Source organism: Amycolatopsis sp. NPDC049252, from assembly GCF_043197175.1.
GTDB lineage: Bacteria > Actinomycetota > Actinomycetes > Mycobacteriales > Pseudonocardiaceae > Amycolatopsis.
In genome coordinates, this window is record NZ_JBICSQ010000031.1 from 1 (window position 1) to 18,219 (window position 18,219).

General features: G+C 73.2%; 17 protein-coding genes. 10 read left to right on the forward strand and 7 right to left on the reverse strand.

All coding sequences use genetic code 11. The annotated features are described in order from the left end of the window. The 4 genes from ACGFMK_RS27515 to ACGFMK_RS27530 form a co-directional block, all read right to left on the reverse strand. On the reverse strand, positions 1-869 hold an 869-nt coding region (locus tag ACGFMK_RS27515; RefSeq protein ID WP_392768904.1), incomplete at its 3' end, for an NAD(P)/FAD-dependent oxidoreductase. A gap of 17 nt (positions 870-886) precedes the next feature. Beyond that, a complete protein-coding gene (locus tag ACGFMK_RS27520) occupies positions 887-1,651 on the reverse strand; it encodes an amino acid ABC transporter ATP-binding protein (protein WP_392768907.1) in 765 nt (254 codons plus the stop codon). Further along, positions 1,648-2,562, reverse strand: a complete 915-nt coding sequence (locus ACGFMK_RS27525) for an amino acid ABC transporter permease (protein WP_392768909.1) — start codon at positions 2,560-2,562, stop codon at positions 1,648-1,650. Before ACGFMK_RS27525 ends, ACGFMK_RS27520 begins: the two co-directional genes overlap by 4 nt. Beyond that, on the reverse strand, positions 2,559-3,455 hold the full coding sequence (locus ACGFMK_RS27530) for an ABC transporter substrate-binding protein (RefSeq protein ID WP_392768911.1): 897 nt from the start codon (positions 3,453-3,455) through the stop codon (positions 2,559-2,561). Before ACGFMK_RS27530 ends, ACGFMK_RS27525 begins: the two co-directional genes overlap by 4 nt. A gap of 71 nt (positions 3,456-3,526) precedes the next feature. Here ACGFMK_RS27530 and ACGFMK_RS27535 point away from each other — a divergent pair, with 71 nt between their 5' ends. Further along, positions 3,527-4,441, forward strand: a complete 915-nt coding sequence (locus ACGFMK_RS27535) for a MurR/RpiR family transcriptional regulator (protein ID WP_392768913.1) — start codon at positions 3,527-3,529, stop codon at positions 4,439-4,441. A gap of 72 nt (positions 4,442-4,513) precedes the next feature. Here ACGFMK_RS27535 and ACGFMK_RS27540 read toward each other — a convergent pair whose 3' ends face one another. Both ACGFMK_RS27540 and ACGFMK_RS27545 read right to left on the reverse strand, forming a co-directional pair. Continuing rightward, positions 4,514-5,551, reverse strand: coding sequence for a serine hydrolase domain-containing protein (locus ACGFMK_RS27540; RefSeq protein ID WP_392768915.1), 1,038 nt, complete (start codon positions 5,549-5,551; stop codon positions 4,514-4,516). Further along, on the reverse strand, positions 5,541-6,332 hold the full coding sequence (locus ACGFMK_RS27545) for an IclR family transcriptional regulator (protein WP_392768918.1): 792 nt from the start codon (positions 6,330-6,332) through the stop codon (positions 5,541-5,543). The genes ACGFMK_RS27540 and ACGFMK_RS27545 overlap by 11 nt, the downstream gene beginning before the upstream one ends. Before the next feature lie 73 nt (positions 6,333-6,405). Here ACGFMK_RS27545 and ACGFMK_RS27550 point away from each other — a divergent pair, with 73 nt between their 5' ends. Genes ACGFMK_RS27550 through ACGFMK_RS27570 form a run of 5 tightly spaced genes read left to right on the forward strand, consistent with a single transcriptional unit; the run spans position 6,406 to position 11,378 of the window. Next, positions 6,406-7,947 (forward strand): ABC transporter substrate-binding protein, encoded by a 1,542-nt coding sequence (locus tag ACGFMK_RS27550; protein ID WP_392768920.1) that lies wholly within the window; start codon positions 6,406-6,408, stop codon positions 7,945-7,947. Beyond that, a complete protein-coding gene (locus ACGFMK_RS27555; RefSeq protein ID WP_392768922.1) occupies positions 7,944-8,915 on the forward strand; it encodes an ABC transporter permease in 972 nt (323 codons plus the stop codon). The genes ACGFMK_RS27550 and ACGFMK_RS27555 overlap by 4 nt, the downstream gene beginning before the upstream one ends. Continuing rightward, a complete protein-coding gene (locus ACGFMK_RS27560) occupies positions 8,912-9,790 on the forward strand; it encodes an ABC transporter permease (protein ID WP_392768925.1) in 879 nt (292 codons plus the stop codon). The genes ACGFMK_RS27555 and ACGFMK_RS27560 overlap by 4 nt, the downstream gene beginning before the upstream one ends. Next, positions 9,787-10,581 carry an ATP-binding cassette domain-containing protein gene (locus ACGFMK_RS27565; protein WP_392768928.1) on the forward strand — a complete coding sequence of 265 codons (795 nt, stop codon included), beginning with the start codon at positions 9,787-9,789 and terminating at the stop codon, positions 10,579-10,581. Before ACGFMK_RS27560 ends, ACGFMK_RS27565 begins: the two co-directional genes overlap by 4 nt. Continuing rightward, entirely contained in the window at positions 10,578-11,378 is an 801-nt protein-coding gene (locus tag ACGFMK_RS27570; RefSeq protein WP_392768931.1) for an ATP-binding cassette domain-containing protein, read from the forward strand. Before ACGFMK_RS27565 ends, ACGFMK_RS27570 begins: the two co-directional genes overlap by 4 nt. Before the next feature lie 5 nt (positions 11,379-11,383). On the opposite strand, the gene ACGFMK_RS27575 is transcribed toward ACGFMK_RS27570, so the two are convergent. After that, positions 11,384-12,316, reverse strand: a complete 933-nt coding sequence (locus tag ACGFMK_RS27575) for an ROK family protein (RefSeq protein ID WP_392768933.1) — start codon at positions 12,314-12,316, stop codon at positions 11,384-11,386. A 41-nt stretch (positions 12,317-12,357) separates the two neighbouring features. On the opposite strand from ACGFMK_RS27575, the gene ACGFMK_RS27580 reads away from it, so the two are divergent. The 4 genes from ACGFMK_RS27580 to ACGFMK_RS27595 all read left to right on the forward strand — a co-directional run bounded on the left by ACGFMK_RS27580 (position 12,358) and on the right by ACGFMK_RS27595 (position 18,197). Further along, positions 12,358-13,104 (forward strand): creatininase family protein, encoded by a 747-nt coding sequence (locus tag ACGFMK_RS27580; protein ID WP_392768936.1) that lies wholly within the window; start codon positions 12,358-12,360, stop codon positions 13,102-13,104. Further along, entirely contained in the window at positions 13,101-14,228 is a 1,128-nt protein-coding gene (locus ACGFMK_RS27585) for a mandelate racemase/muconate lactonizing enzyme family protein (RefSeq protein WP_392768939.1), read from the forward strand. Before ACGFMK_RS27580 ends, ACGFMK_RS27585 begins: the two co-directional genes overlap by 4 nt. Before the next feature lie 112 nt (positions 14,229-14,340). Further along, the gene (locus ACGFMK_RS27590; protein WP_392768942.1) at positions 14,341-15,978 is read left to right on the forward strand and encodes a trypsin-like peptidase domain-containing protein; all 1,638 of its coding nucleotides are present in this window, start codon (positions 14,341-14,343) and stop codon (positions 15,976-15,978) included. Then, positions 15,975-18,197 carry a tetratricopeptide repeat protein gene (locus ACGFMK_RS27595; protein ID WP_392768944.1) on the forward strand — a complete coding sequence of 741 codons (2,223 nt, stop codon included), beginning with the start codon at positions 15,975-15,977 and terminating at the stop codon, positions 18,195-18,197. Before ACGFMK_RS27590 ends, ACGFMK_RS27595 begins: the two co-directional genes overlap by 4 nt. Positions 18,198-18,219 lie beyond the last annotated feature (22 nt).

Here is an 18,219-nt window from a genome sequence, read left to right on the forward strand (position 1 = left end):
GTGCGCAGGACGTCGGGGTCGGGGGTGCCGACGGCGGTCGCCGGGTCCCAGCCGCCGGGGCGGCCGCCGGACAGCATCACCTGGCCCTCGTCCGTGGTCTTGATCGACAGCGAGCGCCGGGTGTGGCCGAGCTGGTGGTTGAGCGAAAATCCGGGCGGGGAAGCCAGAAAGGTGATCTGGGTGGCCTTCTCCCACAAGGAAAGGCTGATCCCGAACGCGTCGGCGAGGAGCCGCGGCGTCGACCGGTTGGCTGCCAGGATCACGCCTCGGGTGGCACGCAGGTGTTCTCCCTCGGCCAGGTGCAGCGTGACCGCACCGTCGGGGTGGGCGGCCAATCCCGTCACTGCGGTGTGCTCGAGGACGCGGGCGCCCAGGCCGACAGCGGCTTTGGCGAACGCCCTCGTGGTCGCGGGGTGGTCGGCGGTGCCGTCGTCCGGGGTGAACAGCGCGTAGCGGATGTCTTCGGCGAGACCCGGCTGCATCTCGTCCAGCCGATCGCGCTCGACGATGGCGCACGGGATCCCCGCCGACTGCTGGGCCTGCACCCGCGCCGGGAGGCTCTGCCAGCCGGACAGCCCGGCGATCTCGACGTCGTAGAGGTTGAGCAGGCCGTTGCGCCGGTAGCCGGTCGGTGCGCCCAGGGCCGTGTCCAGCTCCGGCCACAGCTCGAGGGCCCGCCGCGTCAATGGCAGTTCCCGCAGGTCGCGTCCCCCGGCCCGGACGCCGCGGCGACCGGGGCCACCGGAGGCGCCGGACGCGAGCTCGTCCGCCTCCAGGAGAACGGCTTCCGCGCCGCGGCGGGCGAGGTTCCACGCGGTGGCGGCCCCCATGGCGCCGCCACCGACAACGGCGTATTCGACGGATTGCACGTGCGATTCCTCCCTGTTCAGCGGACCCGCTCCAGGAACCGCCTGGTGCGGTCTTCACGAGGTGAGTCGAGAACCTGCGCGGCCGGGCCCCGTTCGACGATCCGGCCCTGGTCCATGAAGACGATGGTGTCCGCGACCTGGCGGGCGAACCCCATTTCGTGGGTGACGATGACCATGGTCAGGTCGTCGCGGGCCAGGTCGCGCAGGACGTCGAGGACCTCGCCCACGAGCTCGGGGTCCAGCGCGCTGGTGGGCTCGTCGAACAGCATGAGCTTCGGCCGCATGCACAGCGCGCGGGCGATGGCGACGCGCTGCTGCTGCCCGCCGGACAGCTGTGCCGGGTAGCTGTCGCGCTTGTCGGAGAGCCCGACCTTCGCCAGCAGTTCGTCCGCGCGCTCGACGGCCTCGCGCCGCGGCACGCCGAGCACCCGGACCGGGGCCTCGATGAGGTTCTGCAGCACCGTGAAGTGGGAGAACAGGTTGAACTGCTGGAACACCATCCCGATGTCGCGACGGGCCCGGCGCGCCTCCCGTGGCGTGGCCTCCTGGAGGTCGTCGCCGGCCCACCGGTAGCCGACCAGGCCGCCGTCCACCAGGATCGACCCCGCCTGGATCTTCTCCAGGTTGTTGATGCAGCGCAGCAAAGTGCTCTTCCCGGACCCCGAGGGCCCGATCAGGCAGACGACCTCACCGGGCCGGACGACCAGGTCGACGTCGTGGAGGACGTGCAGCGCGCCGTACAGCTTGTGCACGCTCCGGATCTCCACCGTAGGGGTGCTCACAGTTCCGCCTCCAGGGCCGCCCGGGAAAGCTTCCGGTTCGCGGCGGCCGACAGGACGGCTTCACCGCGGTTGAAGTACCGCTCGACGCGGCGCTGGACGACGGTGAGCACCGCGGTGAGAACGAGGTACCAGAACGTCACGACCAGCAGCAGCGGGATCGTTTCGTAGGTGCGCGCGTAGATGATCTGCGCGCTGTAGAGGAGTTCGGGCATCGCGATGACGCTGACGATCGACGTCGTCTTGACGACGTTGACGAACTGGTTGGTCAGCGGCGGGACGATGGCCCTCATGGCCTGCGGCAGGACGATGCGGCGCAGGGCCAGCGTGCCCGGCATGCCCAGTGCCTCGGCCGCTTCGCGCTGCCCGCGACCCACCGAGATGAGCCCGGCGCGGAAGATCTCGGCGCAGTAGGCGGCCTCGTGCAGGGTGAGCCCGATGATCGCGGCGCCCGCCACCGTGATGACGGTGTTCGTGTCCACCGTGACCAGGTCCGGGCCGAGCGGGACACCGAGGGAGAGCTTCGGGTACAGCGCGGCCAGGTTGTAGAGCAGGAGCAGCAGCACGAGCAGCGGAGTCGCGCGGAAGACCCAGATGTAGGCGCCCGCCGCCGTCGTCAGCACCTTGTTCGCCGACTGGCGCATCATCGCCAGGACGACCCCGAGGACGATCGACAGCACCATCGAGATCACCGCCAGCTCGACGGTGTGCCCCAGCCCGAGCAGGATCGACGGGCTGAAGACGTAGTGCCCGAACGCCGGCCACGAAAAGTTCCGGTTCGTGGCGGCGGACAGGAGCAGCAGCGCGACGAGCACGACGGCGATCGCGCCGGCGACCCACGTGCCGTACTTCTTCCGGACGAGGATCCGGGCCGGGATCCTCGTCTCCGTTCCGGGATCGAGGGAAACCGTCATGACTGTCCTTTCAGGATCTCGGTGTCGTCGAGGTGGTTCTCCTGGAGGCCCCACTTGTCCAGGATCGAGCGGTAGGTGCCGTCGGCCATCAGGCGCCGCACGGCTTCGTGGACCGCGCCGGTCAGCGGCGAATCCCGCTTGAGCCCCAGCGCCACGATCGCCCGCTTGTACCGGCCGGCCAGCCGGAACAGCCCCGGCGACTTGCTGGCGACGTACTGGGTCAGGGAAATCGAGAAGTACAGGACGTCGATGCGGGCGCTCCGCAGGGCGAGCACCGCCGCGTTGCCGTTGGGGAACAAGCTGATGCGCCAGGCGGGCCGCCCGGCGTCGGCGCAGGTGTTCGACGCCTGGTCCAGCTGCCCCTGCTGGACCGACCCGACCACCACGCCGATCGCGCGCCCGCACAGGTCTTGGTAGGAGTTCACCGGGAAGTTCGTGTCGTGGGCGGCGAGGAAACCCTGCCCGCCGTTGTAGTAGGTGACGAAGTCGGCTTTCTTCCGCCGCTCGGCGGTGGGGGCGAGCGAGGCGAGCACCAGGTCGTAGCGGCCGGCGGCGAGGCCGGGCACGACGGCGTCGACGTTGGTCGGGATCGGGTCGGTGCCGACGCAGAACACGTCGGCGATGGCCTGGCTCATGTCGCGGTCGAAGCCGACGATGGTCGCGTCGTCCTCGGCGTAGTACGCCATGGGTGGCGTGTCCGGCACCATCGCGACCTGGAACGCGCCGCGCTGGCGGATCGGCGCGGGCAGCGCCGCGTGCACGGCCGGGTCGCAGCGGCCGTGGGGCCGGGCCACCGCCGTGGGGTCGGCGGCGCCGGCCGAGCCGAGTCCGCAGCCGGTCAGGGTCACCGCCAGGACCAGCGCCGCGGCGCACAGCCGGGGAGTCCGTCGCATTTCACTACCTCCGCCCGTCGGGGTGATGTAGTGTGTACTTCATGAAATCTCGAATGTCTAGTGGGTACTAGATGGAGCCGACGCTCACGAAGCGCATCGCCCAGGTCCGGGAGCAGCTCAGCGCGGGCGGGATCCGGGTGGTGGACTTCTTCGCCGCCCACCCCGCCGAGGCCTCGGTCTTCTCGGCGCAGGAGATCGCGCAGCACGCGGAAGTCAGCGACGCGACGGTCATCCGGACGGTCAAGCAGCTGGGCTTCGCCGGTCTCGGCGAACTGCGCCGCGCGGCCGCGGCCGTGCTCAACCCCGTCCGCGACCCGGAACAGACGCTCGCCGAGCACCTGACCCAGTCGGACGACAACCTCCTGGCCAAGATCAGCCAGGAGGCCGCCGAGCTGGTGCGCGCCCTTCCCCGCTCCGTCGGCGGGGCGATGTTCGACGCCGCGGTCGCCACCCTCGCCGCGGCGTCGGACGCGCTGGTCGTCGGCTACGGCTCGGCGCTGCCGGTGGCCCAGTCGCTGGCGCTGGGCCTGCGCCGCATCGGGCGGATCGCCGGTGCGACGGGCCTGACGGGCTACAACTTCGCCGACGAGCTCGGTCAGCTGCGGCCGAGCTCGGTGTTGGTCCTGGTCGCTCCGTTGCGCCACGTCCGCGAACACGACGTGGCGATCAGCGAGGCCCTGCGCGTCGGCTGCCCGATCGTGCTGATCACCGAGCTGCTCGCCAGCCACTTCGCCGACCGCGTGGACACGGTGCTCGTCACGCCCTCGACCGAGCACGTGCTGCCCAGTGGCCTGGTCAGCCAGCTCCTGCTCGTGGACGCGCTGCTGCTGGCCGTCTCCGCCACCGACCCGGACCGGGCCCTCGACGGCTGGAAGGCCACCAACCGCCGGCGTACCGAACTGGTCGAAGGAAGCTTGGACGTTCCGCTGACCCCGTCCATCGCCGGGAAGATCGCCGCGTCGGACCGGCTCGAGGACGGCAAATAGGGCGCCCTCGACGAACGACGGACTCCAGCCGGCCGGCGGGGTTCCCGGGGTGATCGTCGGCCCGCCGCACCGCTACCCGCGCGAGTGCGGCCCGGACGACGAGGAGGCCCGCAACCGGACCGCGGCGTCGTGGAACCGCCGGCGCACCTCGGTGATGGCGTTCGACGTGCGGGACGGGTGGACGCGGTTGGTCAGCAGCACGTAGTAGCGCCGGCGGCCCGGCTCCACCCAGAGGCTCGTGCCGGTGTAGCCGGTGTGCCCGTAGGAGTCCGGCTCGAGCGCGACGCCCACCGGGGAGCCGGGTACGTCGAGCCCCTGCCACCCGAGGCCCCGGCGGAGGCCGGTCGTGTGGTTGGCGGTCATCTCCGCGTGCGTGGCCGGTTTCAGCAACGGGGCCGCGCCGCCGGCCAGGACCCGGCCCAGGCGTTCGACGTCGGCCAGCGGGGCGAACAGCCCGGCGTGGCCGCAGATCCCGCCCAGCACCACCGCGTTCTCGTCGTGCACCTGCCCGGTCACCACGTGGCCGCGCCAGCCGCAGTCTTCGGTGGCCACCGCGTCGCGCACCGGGCCGAAACCGGTGTCCCGCAGGCCCGCCGGCGTCGTCACGTACTCGGCGACCAGGTCGTCCAGCGGCCGTCCGGCGGCGGCCGACGCGATGAGGCCCAGCAGGATGAAGCCCTGCGACGAGTACTCCACCCGGCTGCCGGGCGCGACGGGCAAGGGCGTCGTCCGGATCGCCTCGAGGAGGGATTCGGGGGTGCCGTGGGTGCGCCACAGCGGCGTGCCGCCCGGCAGGCCCGACGTGTGGGTGAGCAGCTGCCGCACCGTGATCGGCGCCTTGTCGGTGTCCGCGTAGGACGGCAGGTGACGGGGGAGCGGGTCGTCGAGGGACAGCGTGCCGCGCTCGGCCAGGGCCGCCACCACGATGGCCACCACGGGTTTGGTCACCGACGCCAGGTCCCAGCGGTTCGTCTCGCCGGCGGGCGGACCGTCCCACCAGCGGGTGCCCAGGACGCCCCGTGACAGGACGCCGTCGGCGGTGCCGACCGACCACGCGGCCGCGGAGAACACCCGCTCTTCCCGGGCCCGCGCGAGGAGTTCAGCGAGCATCGACCGCTCGCAGGGTCGTGCCGGCGAGCACCGCCGAGAGCCGGTTGGCCGCCTCGGCGACGAGCGGGCCCAAGACGTCGAAACTCGACGGCTGCAGCGTGAACGTCAGCCCCGACACGCTCACCGCACCCGCCACGGCACCCTCGGCGTCCAGCACCGGAGCGCCGAGGCAGCGCACGTGCGCTTCGAACTGCTCGTCGTCCACCACGTAGCCCGCACTGTCCACAGTGGTCAGCTCCCGCCGGATCGCGGCCGGGTCGGTCAGGGTCTTGGCCGTGCGGGCGGCCAGCGGCGCGGCGAGCACCGCGGCGACCTCGGCCTCGGGCAGGCGCGCCAGGATCGCGCGGCCCACCGCGGTGCAGTACAGCGGCACCTCGCCGCCGGGCCGGGTGTTGAGCCGGTACGCCTGGTCCGGCTCCAGCTTCTCGACGTACACCGCCCGGTCCGCGTGGCGCACCGCGTAGTGCACCGTGTGCCCGCTGCGCCGCTGCAGGTCGGCCAGTACCGGCCGCAGCGGGCGCGTGCTCGTCGAAGCCGCCGCCGACAGGCCCAGCAGCCGCGGCCCCACCGTGTAGCGCCCGCTGCCCGCACCGAGGGCGTACCCGGCCTCGGTGAACGTCTGCAGCATCCGGTGCGCGGTCGGTTTCGGCAGGTCACAGGCCTGCGCGAGGTCGGCCAGCCGGTGCGGGCCGCCGGCGGCCGAGAGCGCGGCGAGCACCTCCAGGGCCTTCTCGACCGCGCCGCGGGAGCTGCCGGGCGAAGTGTTGACAGCGTTGTTCACGCCGCCTACCTTAGCGCAATCGCGTTCCATGTGACGGAACGGTGTTTCATCAGACGGAAGATAGGTGGTGACCGTGGCCCGTTCCCGGCTGTCGCGCCGCGACGCCCTGCGGCTCGGTGGGCTCGCGCTCCCCGCGCTGGCGCTGCCCGGCCTGCTCTCCGCGTGCGGCAGCGCCGCGGGCACCACCGGCGCCGTGCTGCGCGTCGCCCAGTCGTCGGACCCCAAGACGCTCGACCCGCAGAAGCAGGGCGACCTGATCTCGATGAACGTGCTGACCAACCTGTTCGACACGCTCACCACGCGCGGCCCGGACAACCGGCTGGCGCCGGGGCTCGCGCTGTCGTGGACCTCACCCGACCCGCTGACCTGGCGGTTCAAGCTCCGGCCCGGCGTGAAGTTCCACAACGGCGAACCGTGCGACGCGAACGCCGTCGCGTTCAGCATCAACCGGCTGCTCGACCCCGCCACCAAGTCGCCGATCGTCGAACTGCGCTACGTGAAGCGGGCCGTCGTGCTCGACGAGTCCACAGTGGACCTGCGCTGCAGCGCCCCGGACCCGATCATCCCGGCCAAGGTCTCGCTGTTCGGCGGGGTCGCCGTGCCGCCGGGCTACCTCAAGCAGGTCGGCTCGGCCGGCTTCGCGAAGCACCCGGTCGGCACCGGGCCGTTCACCTTCGGGGAGTTCCAGCGCGACCACCAGCTGCGGCTGCGCGCGAACCCCGGGTACTGGGGCGGGAAACCGGCCTGCGACGAGCTGGTGTTCCTCCCGATGCCCGACCCGTCCTCGGCGCTCGCCTCGCTGCAGAGCGACGAGGTCGACATCGTCGCCGGGCTCACCCCCGACGCCGCGCTCCAGCTGAAGGGCTACACCGGCGTCTCCATTCGCAACTACCCGGGCATCCGGACGTCGTACCTCTCGCTCGACACCACGTCCGGTCCGCTGCGCGACGTCCGCGTGCGCCGGGCGCTCAACCACGCCGTGGACGTGCCGCTGCTGATCAAGGCGGTGCTCGACGGCAAGGCGCGCGAGGTGCCGACCATGTTCCCGCGCGAGTCGTTCGGCTTCGACCCGTCGATCACGCCGTTCACCCGCGACGTCGGCCTGGCGAAGCAACTGCTCGCCGAAGCCGGGTTCCCGGACGGGTTCGACACCTCGCTCACCGCGCAGACCGCCGACTCGAACCTCGCCGAGGCGATTTCCGGGCTCCTCGCCCGCGCCGGCGTGCGGGCGCGCGTGGACCTCGTCGACCCCGGCACCTACACCAGCCGGCTGACGTCGAGCAACCGCAGCGCGCTCGGCCCGATCTACCTCGCCGCCAGCACCGGCTGGACGCTCGACGCCGAAAGCCTCGTGCAGTCCAACGTCCGCCACGACCGGCGGCAGAGCCGGTGGAGCAACCCGGAGGCCGACCGGCTGGTCGACGCCGAAGAGCAGTCGCTCGCACCCGCCGACCGGCAGCGGGCCTTCACCTCGCTCCAGCAACTTCTCAAGCAGGAGGCGCCGTTCGTGTTCCTCTACCAGATCGACAACGTCTACGCGGTCAACACACGTCCACAGTGGACACCGGGCGTGGTCGGCGTGCTGGGCATGGCGAAGGCGACGGTGACCCCGTGACCGCGCCCGCCGTCGCCGTGGCCCGCCCGGCCGCCCCGGGCAGCGGGGTGCTGCGCGTGGTCGTCACCAAGGTGGTGACCGCGATCGTCGTGCTGTTCTTCGTCGCCACGGCCGCGTTCTTCCTGGTCCGGCTGTCGGGCGACCCGGTGAAGCTGATCCTGCCGCCCGACGCCACCGCGGCGCAGGAGGCCACGCTGCGTGCGACCCTCGGGCTGGACCGGCCGCTGCTCACCCAGTACCTCGACTACCTCGGCGGCCTGCCGCGGCTGCACCTGGGCACGTCCCTCGTCTACGACCAGCCGGTCGCCGAAGTCCTGTTCTCCCGCGTCCCCGCGACGCTGGAACTGGCCGGGGCCGCCCTCCTCCTGGCGCTGGTGATCGCCGTGCCGGCGGGCACGTTCGCCGCGCTGCGCCGCGGCCGCGCCGGCGACACCGGCGTGATGACCGGTGTCCTCGTCGGACAGTCGACCCCCGCGTTCTGGGTCGGGATCCTGCTGATCCTGGTCTTCGCCGTGCAGCTGCAGCTGCTGCCCGCGTCCGGCTACGGCGGGTTCGCGCACCTCGTGCTCCCGGCCATCACGCTGGCCGTGTACTCGGTGGCGGTGATCGCGCGGCTGCTGCGCAGTTCGCTGGTCGACGTGCTCGGCTCCGACTACATCCGCACCGCGCGCGCCAAGGGCCTGAGCACCGGCGGGATCGTGCTGGGCCACGGCCTGCGCAACGCCGCGCTGCCCGTCGTCACGGTCGTCGGCCTGGAGATCGGCAGCCTGCTCGGTGGCGCGATCCTCACCGAGCAGGTGTTCTCCTGGCCCGGCCTCGGCCGGCTCACCGTCGAGGCCATCCAGAACCGCGACTTCCCGCTGGTGCAGGCCGCGGTGCTGTTCTTCGCGGCCACGTTCGTCGTGGTCAACCTGCTCGTCGACCTGTCCTACACGATTCTCGACCCGAGGGTGCGGGTGACCGCGTGACCGCCGTAGCTGTCCCGATAGTTCGCCCGGGTGTGGTGCGCGGCGTGCTGCGCAACAAGCTCGGCGTCGCCGCCGTGACCGTGCTGACCCTGATGGTGCTCGTCGCCCTGCTCGCGCCGCTGATCGCGCCGTACGACCCGGGTGCGCAGGACCTGCTGGTGCGGCTGCACCCACCCGCGTGGGCCACGGGCGGCGACTCCTCGCACCTGCTCGGCACCGACCAGCTGGGCCGCGACATCCTTTCCCGGCTCTTCTACGGCGCCCGCGTCTCGCTGCTCGTCGGCGCGTGCGCGGCCCTGCTGGCCGGGGTCGTCGGCGCCGTGATCGGCCTGGTCGCCGGGTTCCTCGGCGGCTGGTTCGACCGGATCCTGATGCGGATCGCCGACATCCAGCTGGCGTTCCCGTCGATCCTGCTCGCGCTCGCCATCGTCGGCTTCCTCGGCTCCGGCCTCTGGTACGTCGTGCTGGTGCTCGGCTTCACCGGCTGGGTCTCCTACGCCCGCGTGATCCGCTCCGAGGTGCTTTCCCTGCGCACCAGGGAGTTCGTGACGGAGGCGCGCGCCATCGGCGTCACGAACCTCACGATCATGCGCCGGCACCTGCTGCCCAACGTGATGGCGCCGCTGGCGACCATCGGCACGCTGCACGTCGCCGCGGCGATCGTCGCCGAAGCGTCGCTGAGCTACCTCGGCCTCGGCGTCCCCAAGCGGACGGTCACCTGGGGCGGCATGCTCGCCGACGGCCAGCTGTACCTCGGCACGTCGTGGTGGGTGGCCGTGTTCCCCGGCGTCGCGCTGATGCTCACCGCGCTGGCCGTCAACATCACCGGCGACGTCCTGCGCGACGTCGCGGACCCGAAGGCGTACCGCTCATGAGCCTGCTGGAGATCACCGACCTGAGCATCGAGTTCCGGGTGGACACCGGCACGGTGACCGCGGCGGACGGGGTGAGCCTGTCCGTGGCCGAAGGCGAGACCGTCGCCCTGGTGGGGGAGTCGGGCAGCGGCAAGACGGCGACGGCGCTGTCCGTGCTGCGGCTCAACCCCGAGCCGCCGTGCGTCTACGCCGGCGGCGAGGTCCTCCTGGACGGCCGCGACGTGCTCCGGCTGTCCGAAAAGGACCTGCGCGGGATCCGCGGCAACGACGTCGCCATGGTCTTCCAGGACCCGATGACCAGCCTCAACCCGGTCAAGCGCATCGGCGCCCAGGTGGCCGAGGTCGTCCGGAAGCACCAGGGTGCGTCGCGGCACGACGCGCGGGCGGCCGCCGTGGCGGCGTTGCGGGAGGCCGGGATCCCCGATCCCGAACGCCGCGCTTCGCAGTACCCGCACCAGCTTTCGGGCGGCCTGCGGCAGCGCGCGATGATCGCGATGGCGCTCGTCGGCCGGCCGCGGGTGCTCATCGCCGACGAGCCGACCACCGCCCTCGACGTCACCGTGCAGGCCCAGATCCTCGAGCTGCTGGTCGACCTGCAGCGGCGGCACGGCATGGCGGTCCTGCTCATCACTCACGACCTCGGCGTGGTCGCGGAGGTCGCCGACCGGGTCGTGGTGCTGAAGTCGGGCCGGGTCGTCGAAACCGGGGACGTGGTGCCGCTGTTCGAGGCGCCGCGCGAGGACTACACACGCGAGCTGCTGCGTGCGACACCGAAGCTGGAGCGGGTATGACGAACCTGGTCGAGATCCGCGGGCTGCGCAAGGACTACGGCGCACTGTCCGCAGTGGACGGTGTCGACCTCGACGTCGTCGCGGGGGAGACCCTGGCCGTGGTCGGCGAATCGGGCAGCGGGAAGACGACGTTGACCCGGCTGCTGCTGCGGCTGATCGAGCCCACCGCGGGCACGGTGCGCTTCGACGGCGCGGACCTGCTGGGGATGCCCGCCCCGAGCCTGCGCAGGGTGCGCCGCGAGATGCAGGTGGTGCTGCAGGACCCGTACTCGAGCATGAACCCCCGCCTGCGCGTGACGGAGATCGTCAGCGAGCCACTGGTGACGCACGACGCCTCGCTGCGCGGCCGTCGCGGCCGGGCGCAGGTGCGCGAACGGGTGGCGGGCCTGCTCGACGCCGTCGGGCTGCCGCCGCAGGTCCAGGACCGTTACCCGCACGAGTTCTCCGGCGGCCAGCGGCAGCGGATCTCCATCGCCCGCGCGCTGGCCCTGGAGCCGCGCCTGGTGGTGCTCGACGAGCCGACGAGCGCCCTCGACGTCTCGGTGCAGGCGCAGGTCCTGGATCTCCTCGGTGAGCTGCAGGACCGGCTGAAGCTGACCTACGTCTTCGTGTCGCACAACCTCGCGGTCGTGCAGCGGATCGCCGACCGGGTCGCGGTGATGCGAGCCGGGAAGATCGTGGAGCTGGCGGCTTCGAAGGAGCTGTTCGCGTCACCGTCGCACGAGTACACGAAGAGCCTGCTCGACGCGGTGCCGAACCCCGATCCGCGCCGGGCGCGCCGCCGGGTGACGGCGTGACGGCGTCACCGTCGCGACAGGACCAGGCCCGCACCGCCGAGCAGCGCGACGTCGTCGGCCGGGCCCTCGTTCACCACGACCCGCGGCGGCTCCGCGGTGCGTGCCCACGACGAGTCCTCGCGCAGCCGCTGCTCGATCCGGGCCCGGAAGCGTTCCCCGCCCTCGGCGGCCTCGCCGTGCAGGACGAACAGGCCGGGCGCGAACAGCTGCTGGATGTTCACCAGGCCGAGCGCGATGTTGCCGGCGTACTCGTCCAGCAGCGGGTGGCCCGCCAGCTCCCGCACCGTGCGCGCGCCGAGGCCACGCCGCTCGGCCTCGGCGCGCAGCCACGGCGTGGTCGCCACGGTCTTCCAGCAGCCGCGGGCCCCGCAGGTGCAGCGGCGGCCGCTCGCGGCCACCGTCATGTGCGCGCCGCTGCGGCCGCCCGGCGGGGCCAGCACCTCGCCGTCGTAGAGCAGGCCGACGCCGAGCACCTCGCCCGTCGACACCGACGCGAAGGTCGTGCGCCCGCGGCCCGGGCCGAACCAGCGGTCGCCCAGCACCTGCAGGCGCGCCCGGTGTTCGATGTGGACCGGCGCGCGCACCAGCCCGGCGAGCACCGCCGCGACAGGGTAACCGTGCAGCGCCGGCACCTCGTTGACCTCGATGATCACGCCCGCGTCGGCGTCCACCAGACCGGCGGCGGCCACGCCGACACCCACCGGCGAGGCGGGGAACGCGGCGACCTCGGCCAGCGCGGCGTCGACGTCGGCCCGGTCGGCGGTGCCGCGCGGGTAGGCCGCCTCGGCGCGCCACAGCACGGTGCCGGACAGGTCGAGCAGCGCGGCCCGGACCCGGCCGGGCAGCAGCTCGACGGCGCCCAGCACGGGGCCGGCGTCGGCCTCGGGCGCGGCCGGCGCCGGGACCAGCCGCAGGGCCGGGCGTTCGCCGGTGCTCATGCGATCACGATGCCACGCCGAGACCTGGGAGGGGAGACCACGTGCCGGAACTGACGCGGATGACCTGGCCGGAGGTGCGCGACGCCGCCCGATCGGCGATCGCGCTGCTGCCGATCGGTTCGCAGGAGCAGCACGCCGCCCACCTGCCGATGGGCACCGACACGATGCTCGCCGAGGCCGTCGTCGATCGCGCGCTGCGGCGGCTCGACCGCGGACCGGCGGTCGTGCGGCTGCCCGCGCTGCCGTTCGGGCACAGCCCGCACCACCTGTTCGCCGCCGCGGTCTCGCTGCGGGCCTCGACGCTGCAGGCGGTGCTCGCCGACGTCCTGGATTCGCTCGCCACCAGCGGGTTCCGGCGCGTGCTCGTGGTCAACGGCCACGGTGGCAACGACGAGATCATGCGGCTCGCGGTCAAGGAGTACGCGTTGCGGGCCGACGTCGCGCTCGCGGCGTGCTCCTACTTCTCGCTCGGCGACGACTCCTCGCCGGGCCACGCCGGGAAGTTCGAGACGTCGCTGATGCTCGCGGCCCACTGCGGCCTGGTGCGGCCCCGCGAGCCGCGCCCCGACGTCACGCCACCACCGCTGTTCGCCCACCCGCCGTACCCGGGGCTGACCGTGGAGCGCCACGGCGAATGGGCCCGCGCGGGCGGTAGCACCGACGACGCCACCACCGCGACCGTCCACGACGGCGCGGACCTGCTCGAAGACCGGGTGACCGCGCTGGCGGACGCGATCCGCGCGTTCGACGCGGCCACCCGCGCAACCCACGCCGAAGGGGAGGCATGAAGATCACCGACGTCGACGTGCGGGTCGTGAACCTGCCGTTGACCAACCCGTTCACCAGCTCGTTCGAGACGAAGACGGGCGAGACCCGCACCGTCGTGCGGCTGCGCACCGACACCGGTGTCGAAGGCTGGGGCGAGACCATGTGGGGCCGCCCGGTCGCGGAGCTGGCCCGCAAGCTCGGCGCCGAGCTGGTGGGCACGAGCCCGTTCGCGCTGGAGGCGTTCCACCGGCGCCACCACATGGTGCCGTTCTTCCACGGGTACCTCGGGTACGCGGCGCTGGCCGCGCTCGACGTCGCGTGCTGGGACCTGATGGGCAAGAGCACCGGCCAGTCCGTGACCGACCTGATCGGCGGCCCGGTCCGCGACGAGGTCCCGATCACGGCGCTGATCACCCGCGCCGACGCGCCCGGCGCGGCCGGCCGGGAACTGGCCCAGGGACTGGGCGAGCACGCGGCGAAGGTGGTCGCCGAGGGCGGCTTCACGGCCGTGAAGCTCAAGGGCACCAAGGACGTCCGCGGCGACGTGGAGATCATGCGCGAGCTGCGGCGCGCGCTCCCGGACGTCGAGCTGCGCGTCGACCCGAACGCGGCGTGGTCCGTGCCCGACTCGATCCGCGCCGGATTGTCCCTGGAGGAGCTCGACCTCGAGTACCTCGAGGACCCGTGCGCCGGCATCGAGGGCATGGCCCAGGTGCGGGCGAAGGTGCGGATCCCGTTGTGCACCAACATGTGCGTGGTCCGCTTCGAGGAGTTCGCCCCGGCGGTGCGGCTCGGCGCGGTGGACGTCATCCACGGTGACGTCTACAAGTGGGGCGGGATCTCGGCGACGAAGGCGCTGGCCGCCCACTGCGAGACGTTCGGCCTCGGGATGAACCTCCACAGCGGCGGCGAACTGGGCATCGCGACGGCCGCGCACCTGGCGGTGGTGGCGAGCACGCCGGTGCTGTCGCGGGCCATCGACAGCATGTACTACCTGCACGCCGACGACATCGTGGAGCCGCTCGAACTCGCGGCGGGCCGGCTGAAGGTGCCGTCCGGGCCCGGCTTGGGCGTGACGGTGGACGAGGAAAAGGTGGCGTTCTACGCGAAGCGCAACGAGGAGGAGGGAGACCTCACCGGGTGACGGCCCGCGGCGGCACCGGCTGCACTCCATCCGGGTGAGGGCGCTCGTCCGGCCCGGCCCAGTTCCGCGTTCTCGCGCCACCCGGCGCCATCGTCGGCGTAGGGTCCGCGCAATGGGGCTGGAGGCGGAGCGGCGCCGGTGGCGGGTTCGCCTGCGCGACGACGCGGGCCGCATCCTCGGCGCCGGCACGATGCTCGACGAACGGCACCTGCTGACCTGCGCGCACGTCGTCGAACGCGGTGGTGGGCCCGCCGCACGGATCCCGGTCGACTTCGTCGGCCTCCCCGACGTGGACAGCGGTCACGCCACCGTGGTGGCGGGCGGCTGGGTGCCGCCGTCCGGTGACGAGCGCGGGGACATCGCCCTGCTGCGCCTGGAAACGCCCGCGGCCGGCGTCTTCGGCGCGCCGCTGCACCGGATGTCCTTGCGCGACCACCAGCTGGTGCGCGCCTACGGGTTCCCGGCCGGCGCGGACGCCGGGCTGTGGACGTTCGGCACGCTCGTCGGCGAAGGCGGCCCCGGCTGCGAGTGGATGCAGCTGAACAAGACCGCCGAGGCCGAGCCGATCGAGCCGGGGTTCAGCGGTACGGCCGTGCTCGACGAAGCCACCGGAGCCGTCGTCGGCATGATCGTCGGCAAGTACACCGGTGCGGGTGGCCGGGTCGCGTGGATGATCCCGGTCGAGACGATGCTCGGTCACCTGCCGCGGCTGCGGGAGTGGTCCGCCGGCGATCCCGCCGTCGACGAGAGCTTCGCCCGGCCGGAGGGCGCCGTGGACGTGCCGTTCGTGCGGCAGTTGCGCACCTGGCTGGCCGATCCCGGCTCCGGCGCGGTCTGGGTGGTCGTCACCGGCGGCGAGGAGTCGGCGATCGCGAAGGCGCTCCGGCTGGGGGTGGTGCACGCCGACCGGGAACGCTCGTTCAGCGCCCCGAGGCTGCCCGCCGACGCCGGCGACCCGCCCCCGGCGGGCGCGGTCGACCTCGCCGTGGACGCGTCGGGCAAGACCGTCGGCGAGGTGAGCGGCCGCATCGAGGACCGGTTGGCTCTCGCCGCCACCCCCGCCGTCCGCACCGTCCGAGGCCGCACCCTGGTCGTCGACGGCATCGACGACGCCGCCGAACCGGACCGGCTGGTGCACGAGCTGCTCGCGCCGCTGGCCGGCCGGGCGGACCGGCTCGGCCTCCGCCTGGTGCTGGCGTTCCGCCGCGAGTCGTCCCCGGGGGTGACGGTCGTGCGCTCCAGCATCGGCCGGTCCGTCCCCGGCACCGGCGACCCGGGCGGGCGCCTCGACGCGCTCGCCAAGGACGTCGACGAGCTCGCCGCGATCGAGGAGTACCAGGCCACCGTGGCGGGCCGCTTCACCGGCGTCGAGACGGTGGCCCCGCGGGCGAACCGGCTGCGCGCCGAGGTCAACCTGCTGCGCGCGACCGACGCCAAAGGGGACCTCGACGGGGTCGCCCGCCATCTCGGCGGCCGCGAGCGGGCCGTGGGCGAGGCGGTCGAGGACGGCCGCCGGGTGCGCGCGGACCTGGACCGCCGGCTCGCCCGGCGGGCCGAGCTGCGGGCCCGGCTGGACGGCTACGCCGAGATGGCCGTCAACCACGGCCGGGTCGAGGACCCGGAGCTCGACCGGGCGTACGGCCAGGCGTGGGAGGCGCTGTTCGTGGCGCCGTGCGACCTGGACGCGGCCGAGCGGGCCCTGACGGCCTACGCCGCCGCGGTGCACGCCCGGACCGGGAGCCGCCCATGACGGCGTGCCCGAGGGAGGCGTGCACCGGCACCATCGGCCGGACCGGGTTCTGCTCGCAGTGCGGCCTCCGGCCGCCGGAACCCGGCGAACCGGCCGGCTCCGGCCGGCCGGCGCCGGTGAGCCCGCCGCCGGCCACCGCCAGCCGGGTGACCAGCACCCTCGCCACCCGGCCGCAGCAGACCACCGGGCAGGGCACCGGGGACGACGGCGTCCCGCTGCCGGTGGTCCGCCTGCCCGACCTGACCAGCCGGGTGCTCGGCCGGCCGGGAGTGCCGGAAGCGCAGCGGTTCTGCGGGAAACGCGACTGCGGCAAGCCGGTCGGCCGGTCGCTGCCCGGGCAGCCGGCGGCCGAGGAGGGCTTCTGCCCGTTCTGCGGCAGCCCGTTCTCCTTCGCCCCGCGGCTGAAGCCCGCGGACCGGGTGGCGGGCCGCTACGACGTCCAGGGCTGCGTCGCCCACGGTGGGCTCGGCTTCGTCTACCTGGCCACCGACGACCGGCTCCACCGGCACGTCGCGCTCAAGGGGCTCATCGACGTCAACAACACCGCCGCGGTGCGGATCGCGGAGAACGAGAGCGAGGTGCTCGTCGCCCTCGAGCACCCGAACATCGTGCGGATCTTCGACGTCGTGACCCACGACGAGGCCCGCTACATCGTGATGGAGTTCGTCGACGGCCTTTCGCTGCGCGAGGTGAAGAACCGGGGCCGCGCCCTCCTGGACCCGGCGGAGGGCCGGCTGCTGACCGAGCACGTCGTGGTCTACGGCCGGGAGATCCTCACCGCCCTGGCCTACCTGCACGACCAGGGCCTGCTGTACTGCGACATGAAGCCGGACAACGTGATCCACGGCGAGCAGCGGATCAAGCTGATCGACTTCGGCGGCATCCGGCGGATCGACGACCACGAGAGCCCGATGGTCGGCACCGGGCGCTACCAGGCCCCGGACGACGAGCTGCGCCGGCACAAGCTGACCGTCCGCTCGGACGTCCACACCGTCGGCAAGACTCTGCAGGAGCTGTTCGACGCCGGCGACGGCGCCCTGCCGGGTGCGCAGGACGGCCCGATCGCCTTCGGCATCCGCAGCTTCCGGCACGTGCTCGCCCGCGCGGTGGCACCGTACGAGCAGCGCTTCGCCAGCGCCGGGGAGATGCTCGTCCAGCTCGACGGCGTGCTCAACGAAATCCTGTCGCTGCGCGACGGCGGGTCGCGGCCGGTCGTCTCGACGTTGTTCACCGAACCCGCCGTGCTGCTGGACGCCGGGCTCGGGCAGCCGCCGCCCCTGGAGCACTGGACGGCCGGCGTCGAGCTTTCCCTCGGTGCCCGGCCGTCGCCGCGGGACATCGCGCTCGGCCTCCCGGTCCCCCGCGAGGACCCGCACGACGAGCAGCTCGCGTTCCTGCGCACGGTCCGGGCCCCGGACGCCGGCCGGCTGCTGAAGAAGCTGGAGCGGGCGGCGTCCTCGGTCGAGGTCGAATTCCGCAGGCTGCGGGCCTTGCTGGAGCTGTCCGATGTGGACGGTGCCCGCGATCGCCTGGGGTGCGTCGAGCGCACCCTCGCCGGCCGGGCCGCGCACGACTGGCGCTTCCACTGGCACCGCGGCCTGATCGAGCTGGCCGAGGGGGACGCCGCGACCGCGGCCGAGGACTTCGAAGCGGTCTACCGTGACATTCCCGGCGAGGAGACGCCGAAGCTCGCGCTGGGGTTGTGCGCGGAACACACCGGCGAGGACCCGGAACCGTTCTACGCGGCCCTGTGGGTCCACCGGGGGCAGGTGAGCGCCGCGTTCGGGCTGGCCAGGGTGGCGCTGGCGCGCGGCGACCGGGCGGGCGCGGTGCGCGTGCTCGACGAGGTCCCGGAGTTCTCGCGGCACGACGAGGCGGCCCGGATCGCCGGCATCCGGGTGCTGGCGGGGGAACTGCCGGACGCCGCCGGGACCGCGCCGTCCGAAGCCCACCTTCGCGAGGCCGGCGAACGCCTGTCCGGGATCGACCTCGGCGCGGCGGCCGCCCTCCGGCTGCGGGCGCTGCTGCTGCAGGCGGCCCTCGAACACCACGGCAGGCTCGCGGAGCCGCTCTGCGGTGCGGGGCCGACCCGGAAGGGCCTGCGCGCCGGGCTGGCGGAGGCGCTGCGCGGCCTGGCGTGGCGGGCCCCGGGCAGCAGGCACGCGCACGACGTGCTGACCGACCTGGCCAACACGACCAGGCCGGCGAGCTGGATCTGAGCGGACACGAGGGGAGCGGGCG

Coding starts and splice junctions, on each gene's coding strand:
- ACGFMK_RS27570 (WP_392768931.1), top strand. CDS start 10,578: ATGACGAACCTGGTCGAGATCCGCGGGCTGCGCAAGGACTACGGCGCA.
- ACGFMK_RS27565 (WP_392768928.1), top strand. CDS start 9,787: ATGAGCCTGCTGGAGATCACCGACCTGAGCATCGAGTTCCGGGTGGAC.
- ACGFMK_RS27575 (WP_392768933.1), bottom strand. CDS start 12,316: ATGAGCACCGGCGAACGCCCGGCCCTGCGGCTGGTCCCGGCGCCGGCC.
- ACGFMK_RS27595 (WP_392768944.1), top strand. CDS start 15,975: ATGACGGCGTGCCCGAGGGAGGCGTGCACCGGCACCATCGGCCGGACC.
- ACGFMK_RS27530 (WP_392768911.1), bottom strand. CDS start 3,455: ATGCGACGGACTCCCCGGCTGTGCGCCGCGGCGCTGGTCCTGGCGGTG.
- ACGFMK_RS27585 (WP_392768939.1), top strand. CDS start 13,101: ATGAAGATCACCGACGTCGACGTGCGGGTCGTGAACCTGCCGTTGACC.
- ACGFMK_RS27540 (WP_392768915.1), bottom strand. CDS start 5,551: ATGCTCGCTGAACTCCTCGCGCGGGCCCGGGAAGAGCGGGTGTTCTCC.
- ACGFMK_RS27525 (WP_392768909.1), bottom strand. CDS start 2,562: ATGACGGTTTCCCTCGATCCCGGAACGGAGACGAGGATCCCGGCCCGG.
- ACGFMK_RS27535 (WP_392768913.1), top strand. CDS start 3,527: ATGGAGCCGACGCTCACGAAGCGCATCGCCCAGGTCCGGGAGCAGCTC.
- ACGFMK_RS27590 (WP_392768942.1), top strand. CDS start 14,341: ATGGGGCTGGAGGCGGAGCGGCGCCGGTGGCGGGTTCGCCTGCGCGAC.